Raw genomic sequence first — 17,356 nt, 5'->3', positions numbered from 1 at the left:
AACCTCCGTTAAGAATGGGGGGGTTACCCCTGTAACTAGCTGATTTACTTTAACTTACTTACATCCACTGAGTTTTATAGATAGTTGGGGATATAAATGGGGGTAAGTCCAGGCTTAATGGAATGAGATACCCCCACATGAAACTAAACACACAGTCTTGACCAATGACAAGGCGGCTCAGGGGGGCGTTACTTTATAATTAGGCTCGTTTGTCTCCTTATTGGTATTAACGTATGGTTTATCAACTTAACCTTAATTGGCCCGAATTTTTAGAAAAATACTGGCAAAAACAACCTGTTGTATTAAAAAATGCCTTCCAGAACTTCGTTGATCCTATTACGCCGGATGAACTGGCTGGTTTGGCGATGGAGGCAGAAGTAGACAGCCGCCTTGTCAGTCATGTAAATGGACAGTGGCAGGCCAGCAACGGGCCGTTTGAGAATTTTGATCATTTGGGTGAAACCGGTTGGTCGTTGCTGGCCCAGGCCGTTAACCACTGGCATTCCCCATCTGCCGAGTTGGTGTGCCCATTTCGTGTGCTACCGGATTGGCGTTTAGATGATCTGATGATCTCTTTTTCCGTACCGGGTGGAGGAGTCGGGCCACATATTGATCAATATGATGTATTTATCATTCAGGGGATGGGCAGTCGCCGCTGGCGTGTTGGTGATAAACTGCCTTTGAAGCAGTTTTGCCCACATCCGGCATTGCTGCACGTTGAGCCTTTCACGCCAATCATTGATGAAGATCTCGAACCGGGCGACATTTTATACATCCCACCGGGCTTCCCACACGACGGATTCACCCACGAAACTGCGCTCAACTATTCAGTCGGGTTCCGTGGGCCAAACGGCAGGGATTTAATCAGTAGCTTCGCTGATTATGCGCTGGAAAACGATCTTGGTGGCGAGCATTATAGCGATCCTGATTTAGCCTGTCGGAAACATCCGGGCCGGGTTGAAGAGTATGAATTAGATCGCTTGCGCGAGATGATGATCGATATGATTAATCAGCCGGAAGATTTTAAGCAGTGGTTTGGTCTCTTTTCTACCACGCCGCGGCACGAGCTGGATATATGTCCCGCACATCCTCCTTATGAGCCGGATGAGATTGCCGATGCCTTGATTGATGGCGGTGTCTTGACGCGCCTTAGCGGGCTGCGGGTGCTGCAAGTCGGTAACAGCTTCTTCATCAACAGCGAGCGATTGGAAATGGCTGATGCTCAAGCTGCTGATATATTGTGCCATTATACGGTTATTGGCAAAAATGAGCTGGGACAGTTGTTACATAATCCGGCTTTCGTCGCTGAGTTAACCGAACTGATTAATCAGGGCTACTGGTTCTTCGACGAATAAAAATACATCAATGGCGGCTTCCGAAAGCGGTATAGCCTTATCCGATTCGGGAGTTGTGCCTTAAATCGGTTGTTTCGCACTATATTCTTATTTTATTATAAAATAAGAATATAGTAATAAATAGAGGGTGAAATGGTTTGGTTAATCCCCAGATAATTATAGAAATAATGATTTTTTATATCTTCTCTACACAAATAGTAATTGGTGAGTTGATGTTACTTATTAAATAGGCATTATTAAATATCTTATTAACTTTAAAAATTCGTAGTGGTTGTGATGTACTTCCAATAATGAACGTTTCAATAAGATTCGTTGGGGATTGGTCGTGCTCTAAAGAGACACTTTTTTTTGTAGATATTGAAGTGTAATCACTTCCTTCATTCTTATTGTATTTTACAGTAACTAATTTTGATACAGGGTATTGACTCCCTTTCCATTTCACCAGACCTGATAACTCAATGAATCCATCATCATTATTTTGGTTTAAACTAATGGTAATGACACCATGAAAAGCTGGAGCTTCTGAAAATCCATCAGATAACGATAAGTTCACGTTGGCTGTACATGTTAAGCCGTTAAAATCATTATTATTGCTTTGGAAAGCATAAAATAACCCCCAAGGTAGCACTGATATACTCATCGCAATGATAATAAATAAGACGTTTTTTCTGATTTTTTTCATTTTAGGCTCTTTAAATAATAATAGTTGTCGCAAGAATATATATTCAAATTATTAATGTCACATATTGAATAGAACTCTCGGCTATTTCTAAAGTTCATGCCTTCAGCTAACTTAGATTTATTTTTCAGACTATCGCCTTGGGCATTTACTAACAGAATATTATTACTTGAACATTTCAACCCCGTCTCGCTCATAAACTTATTTATATTTTCCTTTAGGTGAATTTCATCATTTATTGATGTTTTCTTCGGGGTGTAGGTGTTGCATTTATCTATGACACCAATATAGTTAAGTGATGAGTTTTTTTCTCCATTATGGTTTTTTAGAAAAATATAAATAAAAAAAGTGAAAGTAGAGGTAGTAACATATAGAAATAAACTGTACTTACACCTGTCTTTATACTTTTTTTGGTTATTACTTCTTCATTATTGATAGTGTCTATCAATATGCTTTTTTCAATGGAAATACCTATTTTAGGAATCGTAACAATAAAGTCATCTACGCCACAGTCTCTTAGACTTTTTCTTAAAAAACTAATGTTATTATTAAGACTGGTATTTGACGGTGCTAACCCATAATCTTCCCATACCAGTTTGTAAATCATATCTCTAGAAACAGGCTTTCCCTTATTTTCAATCAAAAGTGACAATATGCGAGATGATAAAGATGATAATTTTACTTCAACTTCAGTTGAATCCTTTAGATAAATGCCATCGTCTTCCACAAAAATAACTGTATTATTTATAATGTATTTCATAGCTATCCTTTATTCATTATTTTTAGTGATATCATCTTATAATAGACTATTTTAAAAGGTTTAGTGTAAGACTTTATTAAAGTGTTATTGTGGCAATAAGCACATTTACGATTAGGTTAAATATCATAGATAGTGCCCTAGTCAAGATAATATGCTAATAATACTCATGTGCGATCTAACAACCTTTGGATAACCTGCATTTAAGGCTTAACCGCTTCAACGTAATAGCATGTTAATTATATGAAAATGTAAATGTCACCGCTGAGTTAATCTTTCCTTTTACTGCTGTATTCTTGTTCCATTTTAGTTGTGCTAAAAATGGCACTGTTACGGAGTTCATTGAACTAAGATCTGCTATCGAATCCACGTTATTATAAATAATATAATTTCCACTATTAATATTTTTAATTTGCAATGAAAGGCCGTTACTAAGATCTACTTCATTGCCATTAATAATAGGCTTAGTGCTACTGTATGTGGTGGAAACTTTAACGGGGTCACTACATGTTTTGCTTACCGTGATGGTGAAATTCCTTTCTTTTGCCACGGTACCGATCACCGGTTTATTCGCTATGATAGAACCAAAGTCAACTATATTAGGGCTGACCGAGGCTGTTGCATTACAGGTAATAAAACGGATGTTGCCTAAGTTGGATGCTGAATAAACAAGGTTAGAACCCGCTACATTATTCATACCGCCAGAGCCATCTAATTGGAAAACCTTAAAGCTAGCAAGAGGATATGTTCCTGAAGGCCTACTTCCAGATTTTTTAGCATAAACGTAATAGCTGGCATTAAATGTGGTTCCTGTACTCGGGCAGCCTGCACTATTGGAACACGTTGGAACAGTAATACCTATAGCGACCCCTTTTGTTGAAGAACTTGTGGCTGCATCAACGTTTACTCCATTAATGTTAGCACCCAGAGTAATTCCAGTGGGCATTACGATGTTACCTGGATTATAGTAGGCCTTTACAGCTTCTGCTGAAATTGTCGCTGTCATATAACATTTTACCGGTAGAACGCGCAATTCAGAGCGCCACACTATTGTGCCGTCCGGAACACTTTGTGGTATCGCGATACTGTTAGCGATTGATTCTGTAAAAATTGCCGATCCGGTGGTACTTAACACGCAGCTTAATGCCAAAACGTGCTGACTAGTAAACAAACCACTCACCAATATTAATATAAGATAGAAAAATCGGGAAAGAGGCAGATTTTTCGATAATACCCAAAGAGCGCTTGACTCTGTAGCCCTATTTTCTCTTACTACTTCTCTATTTGGATACATAATAGGATTCCTTTTGTATAGAACAGGCATGTATGATAAATGTCTCTATAATGAAGCTTTATGCTCGCTACCCGCGCCGCCAAAGTCAGTAATAATATACCAACTCACTTCACGGCCGTTGGTCGTTTTAGGTACTGTAAATGTGATACTACTTTTTGGCCCGACCCAATTGGCTTTTTCTACCTCAACTCCACCAACTTTAACTTGTTGAAAATTCATATAATAGGGCGTTGGATTGGTTACAGTTAACTGGTTCCCCTGTAACTGCCATTTAAGTTTATCGGTAACAACTTCAGGTATATCCATTAATTGCGTTGGGCGGTAAATCAACTTGATCCGATTTTTAATCGCGACTTGTAACGCATTCTGAGCCTCTCCGCCTTCAGCAGATGATTTGCTTACTGCGGCAATAGATTTAATATTTAACCAAAACATAGACTCGCGATCTGTGGGCAGGTTTCCATCTGTACGAATAATTCTTAGTAGATTTTCACGCTGCCCTTCAAAGCGGAATAAGGGCGGTGTGATAATAAAGGGCTGATTGGCTGTTTCCCCAAGTTCACTTTCAACCCAGGATTGCACTAAATAGGGATTGTTATCTGAATTTTTCAGATTTAATGATACGGATTTGTTTGCTTCCGGATAAATAACCCGGGTGCCACCGACTACGACGCCTGCTTGTACAGCGCTATTCAGTAACAATAATGACAAGATAAGAGTACGAATAAATAGCATGGTATAATAACTCCATTATGGCTATTGATAAATTAAATCCTGCTACTGTATTAATTAAAATAACAGGAAAGTGTATTAACTAACTATAGTCTACGACATTGTAGATTTTCTATTTTATAAAGGCCGAAAGCGGGTTTCTGATCCGACAAACGATAATCTACCTGACACTGATTATCCGGAGACTTACCCCAACGAATCATTAAACGGCCTTTATCTGCCAAGCCTGTGAGATAAACGCTACCTCCATCGCCGACAATACTCCCCTGTGGCGATGTCGTATCAATTTGCGTTACCGTAGCCCCGAAAGGCACCGGCTTACCATTAGGTTGCTGCAAAGTAATAACTGCGCGATAACCGATTTGCGGCGCAAAATCGGCCCGCATTACTGCGCCCCGAGTAGGGACTACAGTCTGGGTATTGATATCGACATCCATATCGTCTGGTAGCGTATTATTATCCAGCGCGACAGTATTCTGCCTGTAAGGGCTGACAAATGGCACGATAGCATAACCACGGTAGTCGGTTTTTACCCCTGATTGATTGTTAATTCCGACACCACTGGCTCCAGGGGCCTTAACCAGCACTATTGTTTCACCTAATGATTGTCCTAGAGTGAGGCCATCTTCATGGAGCAGCACTGCACCTCTAACACCATAATTAAGGCGTTGCTGATAAGTGTCGCTACTGTAACCACCACTAAGCTCACCATAAGTACCCCGATAGTTGGTATTCAGATTACTGCTACTCTCATTCGAACCGGCACTGTAGGACTGTTGCACACTCCAGTTCAGGTTATTATCGGCAAGTGCTGAACCATACAGCCCCACAGATTGACTGGCTTTCTGATTACTGCCTTGATTCAGGCTATAACTGGCAGAAGTGGACGGTAACCACTTGCTCAACGGAATAGAAATATTGAAAGTGACGGAATGATCATTATTTTTCACATAATTATTGGTACTACTGCTATTTTTTGCATAGGTATAATTAATATTGTAGCTAACCTGATTCCAGCTATTACTATAACTCGTACTAATGGATTGCATCCGACGATCCTCACCCCAGTAATCCTCTCTGACGGCACTAATATTGAGAGAACCTAGCTGATCGGAGAGCTTCTGATTCATGGATATTTCAGCACGATTGCGGCTACCTGATGAGCCATATTGTATGCCTGATTGCGCGTTATAGCTGTTGGCTACCTCTTGCAGAGTGGCGTAACCCGCTGTTGAGTAACGGTAACCCGCGATGGCAAAATTAGTACCAGTTTCCACAAGATTTTTACTGTAACGAATCCGCCAGGAGTCACCGCTGGTTTTATCCAACCCTTGTTTCTCTGCCGCCGCGTGAGTGACATCCACAGATAATGCCCCAACGCTGCCTAAGTTAGCACCCAGTCCTAATGCGACAGACTTATAATGAGAGGCACCTTGGGTACCCCCATACAGCGTCATACCATGAGGCAAACCGTAAATACCGGTCAGTTGGGCAAATTTCATCTTTTCAATATTATTATCATAAGAGCGGAATTCTCCGCCTGACATGCTGTACTTCATTCGTCCTTCACGCATCAACACGGGTAATGAAGCGAAAGGGAATATAAGATGTTGCTCACTCCCATCACTTTCCTTGATTGTGACGTCCAAATCACCATTTCCACCGGTGGAATACATATCGGTGATCTCAAAAGCACCAGGTGCAACATAACTCTGGTAGATAATATAACCAGACTGGCGGATAATTACCTGAGCATTGGTACGGGCGATACCACGTACTACCGGAGCGTAGCCACGCAGGCTATCCGGGAGCATGTCATCATCGGAGGATATTTGTACTCCGCGTAACGGCACACTTTCAAATACATCTGAGGGGGAAGTACTATCACCCATGATTAACTGACTACGAAGAATCGCAATATCACGCTGGACGTAGGTATAAATAGCTTGGGTACTGGTTTCACCCTTATTGTCTCTACCCCAAGTCGTATAATTACGAAAGCGCCAAGGCCCTAAATTAAGTCCGGGACGCAGATTTAAGAATTGGCTGTTACTCCGGTTATCGCCATCACTATTTTGTAGCCGACTTTGCGAACCGCTAAAATCATAGTTTAACAGCATGGCAGGAATACCATTATTCCACTGCTTGGGTGAGACATAACCGCGAGCCTGCATAGAAATAGCAGCTTGAGGAATACTCAGTTTTAATTGTTGCTGACTAAAATCAAATTCCTGGCTAGCTTGCGTAATAGCTGACAGATCCGAGCAACCGTCGGGACTGGCATCTAAAAGAGGGAATAACTCGATTTTTACTCCCCAACTTTTCAGATCATTTATTGACAGACAGGCTTGCAAAACGTCTTTGCCTGCAATATTTTTAGCTTGTTTAAATTCAATGTTTCTTTGTGTATCGACACGCTCATCGTTAATCAGAATATCGACGGAATAGTTACCAGGAGACTGAGAATCATCGGTATCAAACACAGATAAATCGGTATTACTGGTTTGTGAACCCACATTTTCCAACAATTGTGGATCAAAATAATCGTTAGCACTGGCCTGTTGACTGCTAATGCCTAAGAGAAATAAAGACGAAGAGATAAAGATTATCAATTTTTGTGGTTTAAATATATTTCTATTTTTTATTGACATCTTCGTTTTCATAAAACTTTTCCACGTGGATAACCAAATATGATTTTGGGGTGACGATATATAATGGGTAATAAAGGGATGCTCCTTCTATATGACATGGATATTAATGACCATTTTTAGGAAGGTAGTATGCTGATAAATTTCGCCATTAATTTATTATCTTGAACTTCATCTGATTTAAATGGATGAGGTTTGTTGTCGAATAAATATATTCACATCTGCTAAGCTGATATTTAACTATATAGATAGCCTACGACATTCTATAAACTAGCTTCATAAGCAATCTGGTATAATTTACTTCCTACAATATGCTTGTAGATATCTTTTAGTACATAACGCAATTGAGGTTATAGTCAACAATGTTATAGTGTGAAGGCAATGTATATTTACAATTTTAATCAAAGCAGGAGACATCGTTATTGATGTCCCCTGTCAGATAAAATAATTAGTTGTAATCTACAACGAAGGTTGAACTGGCATTTGCTGTGCCTGCAGTTGCAACTGCAACAGCCTTATAACGGGCAACAAAGTCTAATGTTGTCGTACCACCAGAAACCAATGTTTGTTGTACAGAAGCTGTACGCAATGGAACGGGGGTATTACCATCAGCTTCCAAAATTTGTACACCAACACCAGTGGCAGTCTGGCCTGCAGTCAACGCTAATAGGCTCGTATCGGTGGCGACACTTGTACCATCAAATTTAACAGATACTTTAGTAGGAATAAAATCGACAGGGCAATCAGCCAATACAATGCTGAATTTTGTCGATCCAGAAGTTTTGCCTGCGCCAGAAAGGTTAGACTTGGCAATGCTGCCTAAATTAACAGTTTGGGTGCCTGCGACACCTGAGGTAATGTCACACGCTTGTTCTATAATGTTTCCGGTAAAATTGATAGTACCATCGGCTGCATGAGCCATAGAAGAAACACCGAGACTTAATACCAATGCAGTAATAATGTTTTTCACTTAAATAAACCTTAGAAGTATATCTGGAAATTAATCATGTACAGAGAGAATCATAAAAATTATTCACAATCAAAATGTTGGGAGTGCACTAATTTTATAAAATAGATCTTCACTATGTATAAACACTTAAGTACCTAACGTTTAAATATGAGGCGCTTAGTGGATGGTCGATATTTGAGCATGGTGTTGGCTAAGTAAATATAGGATAGATAGTGTAACTATGTAGGAAAACTCCTTCAATTTTGTAGTCCTTGCCGTTTTATTCTTATTGTTATTAAGAATTAATGTCTGTATTTTATATATGCAATTAGATAATTTAATAAGAATGCCACCCCTCATATTCAATATCTCACTGGAATTAAAAGCTTTTCATCTAGATAAATAATATAAATCTCTCACCAGGAGAGAGTGATTTCTGTTTCTGTACGGAAATCCATTCTTAGAAAAAACACTTCTACTATTACTACTCACAAATGGTTATTTGTGAGTCACGGATTTTCGTTACTACCTAATGATCACTGAATTAAAATGAAATGGATTTGGTACGATATTGATTATGCTGTCCATTAAAGGTGGTACGGCACTGGGTCTCTATATAATCCGTAAGTGTAATAAAGAGACTATGTATTAATTTTTAAAGAGATTTCTAAAATATTACGATTTTCCCTTTGAGAGTAAATTCAGGAAAGATAGTTTTGAAGTATCAATGTGTCTGCGATTTTAACCATTGTGAATGGCAAGTGATAACCATTAAATTTATTTTGTGTTGCACCATAATGCATGTAGAGCGTGAGTACGAGAAAGCACCATCTTTATTATCAATCACCTTTTTTGTTGAGGCCGATTTGAAATGGCCATCATGTCTTTTTTTGAGTAATACCATCCTGTTGCTTACAACAAACCGACTAGTAGTGCATTTTTCGCACTTTAGTTAGCTAGCTAACCACTCGTTTTTTGTTGTTTTTTTTGGTTTAAAAAAATAATATTAGGTGTGATTATGGTTTTTTATGTCGTAAAAAACGAGTTTTTAACAATTTGCTATCGTTTGGATATTTAAGGTATAGAATTGTAGAAAGTTAAGCAGCAGTGAAAACATGACATCATCAGCGTGCTGAGGAAATTTAGAATCTGTGAGACATATTATTAATGAGTTTATTGGTTAGAAGTATCAATAGCGATTTTTAGGTTGTATCAACAATTTTTTATTATTAACAATGACTGATTACAATAGAAATTCTAGATAAGTGCTAGTGTTTCTGAACTCAATTAACATTTAATTATACTGGGTTATACTATGCTTGTTGCTACAATATCTGATAATAATACCATTTTCGCAGAAGGTCTTAAGGTTATTCTAGAGGATAACTTTGGATGTTTCTCAATACAAGTTAAGGTTGCTGACGGCTGTGAGGGCTTGGATGTGTTGAGGTTCCATATCTATGATGATAAAGATAATACAAAATTCAGCAGTGACACACTTAAAATAATTAATAGTAATGACGATATATCGGATGCTTCTTTAGAAGCCAATAGCTATATTTACCGAGATGATAAAGTTAACTCTATTGTATGTAAATCAAACTTTGTGCTTAACCTTCTTTTTTTTAAAGCGTTGACCAAGTCATTTTTATATCAAAAGAAGTTGCCAAAGGTTCTGTCAGATGCCGAAAGTAAAGTAATTTCCTTGATATCACAAGGACACAGTGTGACTGAGGTTGCCAAGATATTGAACAAGAGTGTAAAAACAGTGAGTGCCCAGAAAAAATCGGTAATGAATAAAATAAATGTGACTAACAACGCCGATTTCTATACTTGGATTTTCAATGGATTTGATAGAGTAAGCAGTTAATTAATAAAATTGATGATTCATAAAAAACACTATTTCCTCTAAATAAATATAACTTAATATATTAAAGGGGTGATAATTGTTATTAACGCTGAGAGCTATCAGGCATTTACTCGATTAGAACGTGGGTATCTTGAGCCTATCTGTGTTGCAATATATCACTTGTATTGCACCAATATTGTTTAATTTTATTCATGTTGTTTTTATAGCATACAATTTAAAGTTGTTATGTTGTAGCGGTTTCCTATGGTCATAGATCTACTTTCTATGGGTTGTATTATAAGATGTAAAATATCATTTTAGTTAGGGTTTTTAATCTTAAAATTATTTTTTACATGTCATTTATAATAAAATGATAATGGTAAGCCCGATTGTTATTAGTTGTCATGCTTACCAAAATAAACTGAAAGTTGTGAGTAAAGTATGCTTAGAGTCGTTGTTAAAACCCGAAATTCATTCTATGAACTAGGATTGATTTATTTACTTGAAAATTGTTTAAAAAAAGGAAAATGAAGTAGGTATTATTAGGACTGATGAAAATGCAGTTGTTAAAAATGTTAATGTAATATTTAAAGACCACATGGTATTTGTTAACTTCTTTAAAAATGAGTATGCCATATCAGATAACACAAATAATAACAATCCTGTTGTAACACTGAATATCCCATTTAACAGCAGTAAGTTAGATATCTATAGTATTGTATATACTATTGGTAAGATCTTTAATGTGGCTAAATTGAAATATAATAAAATGATTAAAATAAATGTTTTTAAATGCTTAGGATTGAAGAATCATAGCCAGCTTTCTATCACTGAAGTTAAAGTTGTTGAGTTAACTGTTGAGGGAAATGATATTGTTGAGATCTCAAGGATATTAGGTCGTTCAGAAAAAACGATATTAACGCATAGGCGGAATGCAATTAGGAAATTGGGTATATTAAACAGGTTGGATTTTATAATTATATATCATATATAAGGGGTTGTAGTAACAAGGAAACTATTTTCATTTGTATATAATAAACTAAAGTTACATTCATTAGTGAAAATGAAAAATAATGTTTACATTCTGTAATCATATTATGTGATGGAAATAGCTATACGGTCATAAAGTTAACATAGATGAATAAAAATAAACCACCAAGAAGAGGTAATACTATGGATATTAAATACAAGTATGAAATCGTAATGGTTGATAAGTTACCGACAGTCAATACAAATTATCTACATTCTTTTGGAAATCCTGTATCTGTTGGCGATAAAATAAATCTGAATAACGAAGGTTTCGAGTTATTGAAGGTTATCGCTGTAGAACATTATCCGGAGTGTTCTGTTCTTTATTGTAAATAAATATCTTGGAGTTGTATCCGCCTGGTCTATTTGTCTTAGGTGAGAATGCAAAGGTCTGGCGTGTAGATTTAGCGCGATTCAATCATGCTAATAGCAAATCATAATATACCGGATATTGTCACGGATGGTCTGTTCACCCATGCAAGTAAAACACATATCCGCATTTGTCTTAGACGTATGATTTGGCCGTAAAAATAAAAATAAAAATAACAAGACAAAATACCTTTCCGACTCTATTCTGTATTTAATGTTAATAATTGAAAACGTCAAAAGACAATAACGTGTAGGCTCAGGAGCCGATGTGAAACAATAAAATTGGCAATCATAAATGTTAAATGGTGAAAGAGGGAGATGAAGACACCCAACTGTTGCTGAGAGGATGGCCAGGGATAGTGCGGATTGGATTATTGATATAGTGTAGGGCTAATAGCTCAAAAATTATGAATATAAGGCCCACTGATTTCCAGTGGACCTTACTGAAGATTAGTTTTTAACAGTTTGGTCCGCAGTCTTGGTTGTCTGACCCTGGCTTATTGAGTAGGTGCCTTTATAGCTATCACTATCACCGATATTGGCCATAGAAACAGTTGGTGCCAGCATTGCTGCGATGAGTGTGAATGCTGCGATGGTTGTTTTCATAATCAATTCTCTTCTATTTTTATGTGAAAGCCGGTTGCTTTCGATAGGAAGAATGTTACTCCGATCACAGAATTAGGATATCAAAGAGAATTGTTCATGTTGGTCAAAAAAAGTGAATGAAAAATCAGTTTCCATTTCATTAAGCGAGCCATTTAACATACTCTTAAATATAAACCTTGTTCAAACCATACCATCAGAGTACTTCAAATCTCGGCAATCTCTGTATAAGTTATAGCTTATGGGTTTCTATGATTCATAGACTCGTCTGTTAATCAGATAAATGCTCTCCAAGAGAGGTAAAGATTTACTCATGTAATTAAGTACAATATGTTGGGTTTACCTATCCACAAAACGATAGATAAACTTACCGGTATCCAGCAAGTTAGTGTCTTATGAGTTAACAAATTTTATGGCTATTTAAAGCCAGATATTGTCATCAGAGATTAGGCTATTACAGCCATACATGGCAGAATATAAAAAAGAATGCTGTTTCTCTCGAGATGACAAATAGATAAATATGGATCGCTCCCGCTTACTTAAGTTCCTGTTGCCTTATCTGTGGCCTAAAAATAACGTAAGATTACGTTATTATCTGGTTGTTGCCGTTATTTTTATGGTGATATCTAAGGTCAGTACAACTCTGGTTCCTCTTGCTTATAAAGCCATGATAGATACGTTGAGCAGTGATAGCGCCAAGATGGTGGCGATACCGATTGGTTTTATCATCGCTTATGGCATAGCACGGATCTGTGCATCATTGTTCGAAGAACTTCGAAATGTAATGTTTGTTCATGTGAGCCAGAATGCAACTCGATCGCTTGGATTACGCGTATTTAAACAAATACATGCATTGAGTTTGCGTTTTCATCTGGACAGGCAAACCGGTGGCTTATCACTCTCAATCGAACGCGGGACACAAGCTGTTGCCACGGTACTGTCGCGCCTGCTGTTTTCTATTTTCCCCATTTTGTTTGAGATAACGTTAGTCTCGCTGATCATGTGGCATTTGCTAGATGGTTGGTTTGCCGTTGCAATTCTTGCCACGGTCGGATGCTATATCCTGTTTACCGTTATGGCTGTGAGTTGGCGAACTCGGTTTAGGCGTGAATTAAATCAGGCCAATGCGGATGCCAATACAAAATCTATAGATAGCCTACTAAATTATGAAACTGTAAAGTATTTTGGTAATGAGGAGTTTGAAGCTCAGCGCTTTAATACGTCGCGGCAACTCTATGAAACTGCTGCTATCAAGAATCAAATTAGCTTTACGGCATTGAGCTTCGGTCAGACAGCTATCATTTCAATCGGATTAATAGTCATGATGGCTATGGCGGCAAAGGGAATTACTCAGGGGAAAATGACCATTGGTGATTTTGTCTTGGTTAATGCCTATCTTCTTCAGCTTTATCAGCCTCTCAATTTCTTTGGTTTTATTTATTCAGAAATCAGGCAAGCATTGATTGATATGGAGAATATGCTTGACCTGTTGATGGTCAAAAAAGAGATTACTGACCGCCCCAATGCACTGCCATTGCAACTAACCAAGGGTGAGGTGCGCTTTGATTCGGTTTGTTTTGGTTATGACCCACGTAGACCTATTTTGGATAATGTGAGTTTCACCATTCCCTCGGGGAAAACAGTGGCGATTGTAGGGGCTTCAGGGGCAGGTAAATCAACTCTTTCACGCTTACTATTTCGTTTTTATGATGTTACTAGCGGTGCTGTTTATATTGATAATCAGGATATTCGGACTGTGACTCAGTTGAGTCTACGTGAAGCGATTGGCATTGTGCCTCAGGATACCGTGCTATTTAATGATACGTTGCGTTATAACATTGCCTATGGCAGGACATCTTCAAGTTTCGAAGAGATAGAACGCGCTGCAAAATTGGCACATATTCACAATTTTATCAGTGGCTTACCCGATGGTTATGATACCAAAGTGGGGGAGCGCGGGCTTAAGTTATCTGGTGGGGAAAAACAGCGTGTCGCCATTGCGCGCACTATCCTAAAAAACCCTGCAATACTGGTTTTTGATGAAGCTACCAGTGCTTTAGATACTCATACTGAACGTGAAATCCAGTCTCATCTGCGAGAAGTTAGTCGCAATCATACTACGTTGGTGATTGCCCACCGCTTATCAACTGTGGTTGATGCGGATGAGATTATCGTACTGGAGGCGGGTAAAATTGTTGAACGTGGGTGTCATGAAGAATTATTGCTCAAGAATGGCCCTTATTCAGCTATGTGGCACAATCAGTATTATGAAGAGGAGCAACTCCCTGCATGATGGAGTTACACCAACGCGAGTCAGCGGCTACTCAAAAGTGTTCATAAGGATAAACGTACACTCTTTCCGCTGATACTGATTAATTTGTGGTACCAGCCTTGTGAAGTGTTCTGTCGCACAGTGTATGTCTAAAGCTGCTTTATCCGGCCACTCTTCAATAAAGATAAAGTGTCCAGGATCTTTATGGTCGATAAATAAATCATAAGCCATACATAGCGGTTCCTGTTTGGTTTTCTCCACCAATTCTTTATACAATGGCAGCACAATACTCAGGAATTCCAATTTTATAAAGTCTTGGGCAATAACTTTTAACATTTCGCTCCCATCAAGATCAATTCAATCTATGGTAAGTAAGTCCTGCACCAGCAAGCTGTAGGATATGGCCTTTCTGATGCTATACCCCAGTAAAGTAGGTGTAAGTAAACACCACCACTGCGACCGCTATCATAATCATGGTTATCTTTCTCATTACTGCTCCGACCCTGTAATTTATTATCGTGTCAATATTAGGCTATCAAGATAGCGGAAAATGGATTAAAAGACACGGATATACGGTTAAAAATGAGAATGTGATCCCGTCATACTGCAACGACCAAATTGATTTCTGCATAGCCTATCTATGAGTCGCCTGGCGATATTGAATTATGCTATAGCCTATACAGTAAGAAGTGTCTTTCAATAAAATGACGTGGATTTTTGTGACAAAAAACTAAATTGTATCTTATTCATAAAAATATCATTTACAGTCCATTATTAGACTGCGAATTTGATGATTTATTTATAAGACTTGTCTGTTTTTTTGTGCAATTTCACTCATTTTAGCGAATGAAATATAAGAGAGTTGGTTCTTCGTAATAGTTTAAATTCATTTTTTAAGTACATAACACTATGTTTAATATGAGTATTCTGTTTTCGCTAAATGTCTTTTTATTTAAAGATCTGTTGTGGTTTAACTTTACATTATAGGATTATTCCCAGCAAAGCAAGGTGCGTCTGAATTACTTTATCTATCGGTATTGATAACATGTTTCCAATAGATTGATGCGCTGTGCTCGTTTGTTTAATCTCAAGGGTAATCCAATGATTTCAGTTGTATCTTTAAGTCAATCATCATTTTTTGGTGCAGGATTAGACCATATAGTTTCGGATATCTTGCCACTTAGGAAATCAAAACACTCAATATCAATAAGTAATTTTACCGATATTTATGAAGCTTGTGATTATGTCGAGAAAAATGCGGTTGATTTTTTAATCATTGATTATACCTGGCCAGGTGAGAACTGGTTAAATATGATCATTGCATTAAAAGAGAAAATGAAATATCATCATTTTAAAATAATTAGTATTATCAGTGAGAAAATACTTGAAATAGAGCATATTGTTATTAAGCAGACATCTTACCTGTCTTTTGATTTATATAATAGTATCCAAGGGCTATTGTTAGTGTTGTCCGATGGCTCAGCTATCAAAGGTCGAGGTAATAATGACATTAATATGGATGATATTCTCTATATTTATTATTTGAGAAAGTTCAAGATAACGCAAAGAGAGTATACCATACTGAGTCTGATTCTATCTGGGAATAACAATAAGCAGATCTCACTGAAACTGGATATTAGTGAAAAAACTGTGAGTGGTCACCGACACAGTATTTATATAAAATTAAAAGTTAAGTCAGTTGGGCAACTTTATAATAAACTACTCAACCAGGCTGTGTGTTGCTAGTCTCTGTTAAGTAAGGCTTGCTATAATTTTAAGGCATCTCTGTATCAGATCATTTGAGTCGGACTTTTTATGCGTATAGGCATAAAGAGACACTACGCCATCATTAGCGAAGGGGAGTGGTGATATGCGAACATTGAACTGTTTGGCTAAAAATGACTGCATCATAAAGGGAAATATTACCAGATAGTCAGTGTTGGCAACCAAGGTTACTGCATTGAGTGAGCTGGTTGTTTCAATTGTCGCTTTATTATTACCGATATGAATATCATTAAAAGTGTTTCCTGGAGCAAATGAAGCTCCTTGCATATTGATATTCCAAATTAAGCGTTGTTCTTGTAACCAGTCATCTTTACCTACGTCACCAAGGATCCTGCTATGGGAATTACTTAATAAAATCCCTAGCGGGAATGATCCTAAATGATAACTGACTAATGATCTGTCAATATTTAAAATAGAACCTATATCAATATCAACTTCACTATTTCTTAGCCGTGATACGCGTTGTTCATTGACATAATAACTGTCGACATATTTAATGGTAAAATTGTTACTGATATCATCAGATTGTGACAATGCGTATATCTGACAACTTAACCAATGCTGGATTAATGGGCTGGCACTGATCGTAAGTGAAGTCTGTTTAGAATCACTATTTTTCCCAGCAATGATTGCATTATCAATAAGATCTGCTGCAGGCGAAAAATGGTTATTAAGTGCTATCGCCAGGGTAGTGGGGATCAATCCTTCTTTTGTGTTAATCACAATCCGGTCATTGAATTCACGTCTTAAACGAGCCAGACCGTGGCTGACCGTCGAAATAGCGACATCCAATTCTTCTGCTGTTCGAGTTACACTGCGAAACTCAATCAAGCATTGTAGTAATTTTACCAGATTATAATCAAATTTTTTCATATGCCAGCCAGTTTTGAAGGTTTATTAAAGTATATTTTACTATAAAGCCAAATATTTTCCCTGGTTAGGAGCGTGTATAAATCATATTTAATTCTTATTTTACTGGGTAAGGCATTATCGATTGATAAATAGGTTCTAAGCGCATTTTATAGCGATTTTCAT

Annotated in this window: 14 protein-coding genes and 1 pseudogene; 6 read left to right on the top strand and 9 right to left on the bottom strand. The window is 37.6% G+C overall.

All coding sequences use genetic code 11. From position 1 onward, the window contains the following. Positions 1 to 233 precede the first annotated feature (233 nt). On the top strand, positions 234 to 1,355 hold the full coding sequence (locus YALDO0001_RS05890; RefSeq protein WP_004700866.1) for a ribosomal protein uL16 3-hydroxylase: 1,122 nt from the start codon (positions 234 to 236) through the stop codon (positions 1,353 to 1,355). A 175-nt stretch (positions 1,356 to 1,530) separates the two neighbouring features. Here the strand turns inward: YALDO0001_RS05890 and YALDO0001_RS05885 are convergent, their stop codons facing one another. The 6 genes from YALDO0001_RS05885 to YALDO0001_RS05860 form a co-directional block, all read right to left on the bottom strand. Next, on the bottom strand, positions 1,531 to 2,037 hold the full coding sequence (locus tag YALDO0001_RS05885; RefSeq protein WP_004700864.1) for a FidL-like protein: 507 nt from the start codon (positions 2,035 to 2,037) through the stop codon (positions 1,531 to 1,533). A gap of 322 nt (positions 2,038 to 2,359) precedes the next feature. Next, positions 2,360 to 2,794, bottom strand: a complete 435-nt coding sequence (locus YALDO0001_RS05880) for a winged helix-turn-helix domain-containing protein (protein ID WP_004700862.1) — start codon at positions 2,792 to 2,794, stop codon at positions 2,360 to 2,362. 232 nt (positions 2,795 to 3,026) lie between these two features. Further along, the gene (locus YALDO0001_RS05875) at positions 3,027 to 4,085 is read right to left on the bottom strand and encodes a fimbrial protein (protein ID WP_042839470.1); all 1,059 of its coding nucleotides are present in this window, start codon (positions 4,083 to 4,085) and stop codon (positions 3,027 to 3,029) included. Between the two features lie 45 nt (positions 4,086 to 4,130). Continuing rightward, positions 4,131 to 4,820, bottom strand: a complete 690-nt coding sequence (locus YALDO0001_RS05870; RefSeq protein WP_004700858.1) for a fimbrial biogenesis chaperone — start codon at positions 4,818 to 4,820, stop codon at positions 4,131 to 4,133. 83 nt (positions 4,821 to 4,903) lie between these two features. After that, complete coding sequence (locus tag YALDO0001_RS05865; RefSeq protein WP_231583197.1) at positions 4,904 to 7,480, bottom strand: fimbria/pilus outer membrane usher protein; 2,577 nt, start codon at positions 7,478 to 7,480, stop codon at positions 4,904 to 4,906. Positions 7,481 to 7,913: 433 nt separating this feature from the next. Next, positions 7,914 to 8,435: a fimbrial protein gene (locus YALDO0001_RS05860; protein ID WP_004700854.1), complete on the bottom strand. Its 522-nt coding sequence runs from the start codon at positions 8,433 to 8,435 to the stop codon at positions 7,914 to 7,916. A gap of 1,294 nt (positions 8,436 to 9,729) precedes the next feature. Here YALDO0001_RS05860 and YALDO0001_RS05855 point away from each other — a divergent pair. The 3 genes and pseudogenes from YALDO0001_RS05855 to YALDO0001_RS05845 all read left to right on the top strand — a co-directional run bounded on the left by YALDO0001_RS05855 (position 9,730) and on the right by YALDO0001_RS05845 (position 11,628). Then, positions 9,730 to 10,284 carry a helix-turn-helix transcriptional regulator gene (locus YALDO0001_RS05855; RefSeq protein ID WP_042839469.1) on the top strand — a complete coding sequence of 185 codons (555 nt, stop codon included), beginning with the start codon at positions 9,730 to 9,732 and terminating at the stop codon, positions 10,282 to 10,284. Between the two features lie 420 nt (positions 10,285 to 10,704). Then, positions 10,705 to 11,298, top strand: a pseudogene (locus tag YALDO0001_RS22330) (LuxR C-terminal-related transcriptional regulator). Between the two features lie 102 nt (positions 11,299 to 11,400). Next, positions 11,401 to 11,628 carry a hypothetical protein gene (locus tag YALDO0001_RS05845; RefSeq protein ID WP_156168289.1) on the top strand — a complete coding sequence of 76 codons (228 nt, stop codon included), beginning with the start codon at positions 11,401 to 11,403 and terminating at the stop codon, positions 11,626 to 11,628. Positions 11,629 to 12,111: 483 nt separating this feature from the next. Here YALDO0001_RS05845 and YALDO0001_RS21460 read toward each other — a convergent pair whose 3' ends face one another. Beyond that, the gene (locus tag YALDO0001_RS21460; RefSeq protein WP_004700847.1) at positions 12,112 to 12,267 is read right to left on the bottom strand and encodes a hypothetical protein; all 156 of its coding nucleotides are present in this window, start codon (positions 12,265 to 12,267) and stop codon (positions 12,112 to 12,114) included. A gap of 517 nt (positions 12,268 to 12,784) precedes the next feature. Between YALDO0001_RS21460 and YALDO0001_RS05840 the strand changes: the two genes are divergently transcribed. After that, the gene (locus YALDO0001_RS05840) at positions 12,785 to 14,557 is read left to right on the top strand and encodes an ABCB family ABC transporter ATP-binding protein/permease (RefSeq protein ID WP_004700845.1); all 1,773 of its coding nucleotides are present in this window, start codon (positions 12,785 to 12,787) and stop codon (positions 14,555 to 14,557) included. 27 nt (positions 14,558 to 14,584) lie between these two features. Here the strand turns inward: YALDO0001_RS05840 and YALDO0001_RS05835 are convergent, their stop codons facing one another. Further along, the gene (locus YALDO0001_RS05835; RefSeq protein WP_004700842.1) at positions 14,585 to 14,872 is read right to left on the bottom strand and encodes a putative quinol monooxygenase; all 288 of its coding nucleotides are present in this window, start codon (positions 14,870 to 14,872) and stop codon (positions 14,585 to 14,587) included. Positions 14,873 to 15,637: 765 nt separating this feature from the next. Between YALDO0001_RS05835 and YALDO0001_RS05830 the strand changes: the two genes are divergently transcribed. Then, positions 15,638 to 16,282 carry a response regulator transcription factor gene (locus YALDO0001_RS05830; RefSeq protein WP_169310398.1) on the top strand — a complete coding sequence of 215 codons (645 nt, stop codon included), beginning with the start codon at positions 15,638 to 15,640 and terminating at the stop codon, positions 16,280 to 16,282. A 6-nt stretch (positions 16,283 to 16,288) separates the two neighbouring features. Here YALDO0001_RS05830 and YALDO0001_RS21775 read toward each other — a convergent pair whose 3' ends face one another. After that, the gene (locus YALDO0001_RS21775) at positions 16,289 to 17,194 is read right to left on the bottom strand and encodes a LysR family transcriptional regulator (RefSeq protein ID WP_004700838.1); all 906 of its coding nucleotides are present in this window, start codon (positions 17,192 to 17,194) and stop codon (positions 16,289 to 16,291) included. Between the last annotated feature and the right edge of the window lie 162 nt (positions 17,195 to 17,356).

It is taken from the genome of Yersinia aldovae ATCC 35236, assembly GCF_000173735.1.
Lineage (GTDB): Bacteria > Pseudomonadota > Gammaproteobacteria > Enterobacterales > Enterobacteriaceae > Yersinia > Yersinia aldovae.
The sequence above is the reverse complement of the archived record's forward strand: the minus strand, read 5'-3'. Positions and strand labels throughout refer to the sequence as shown.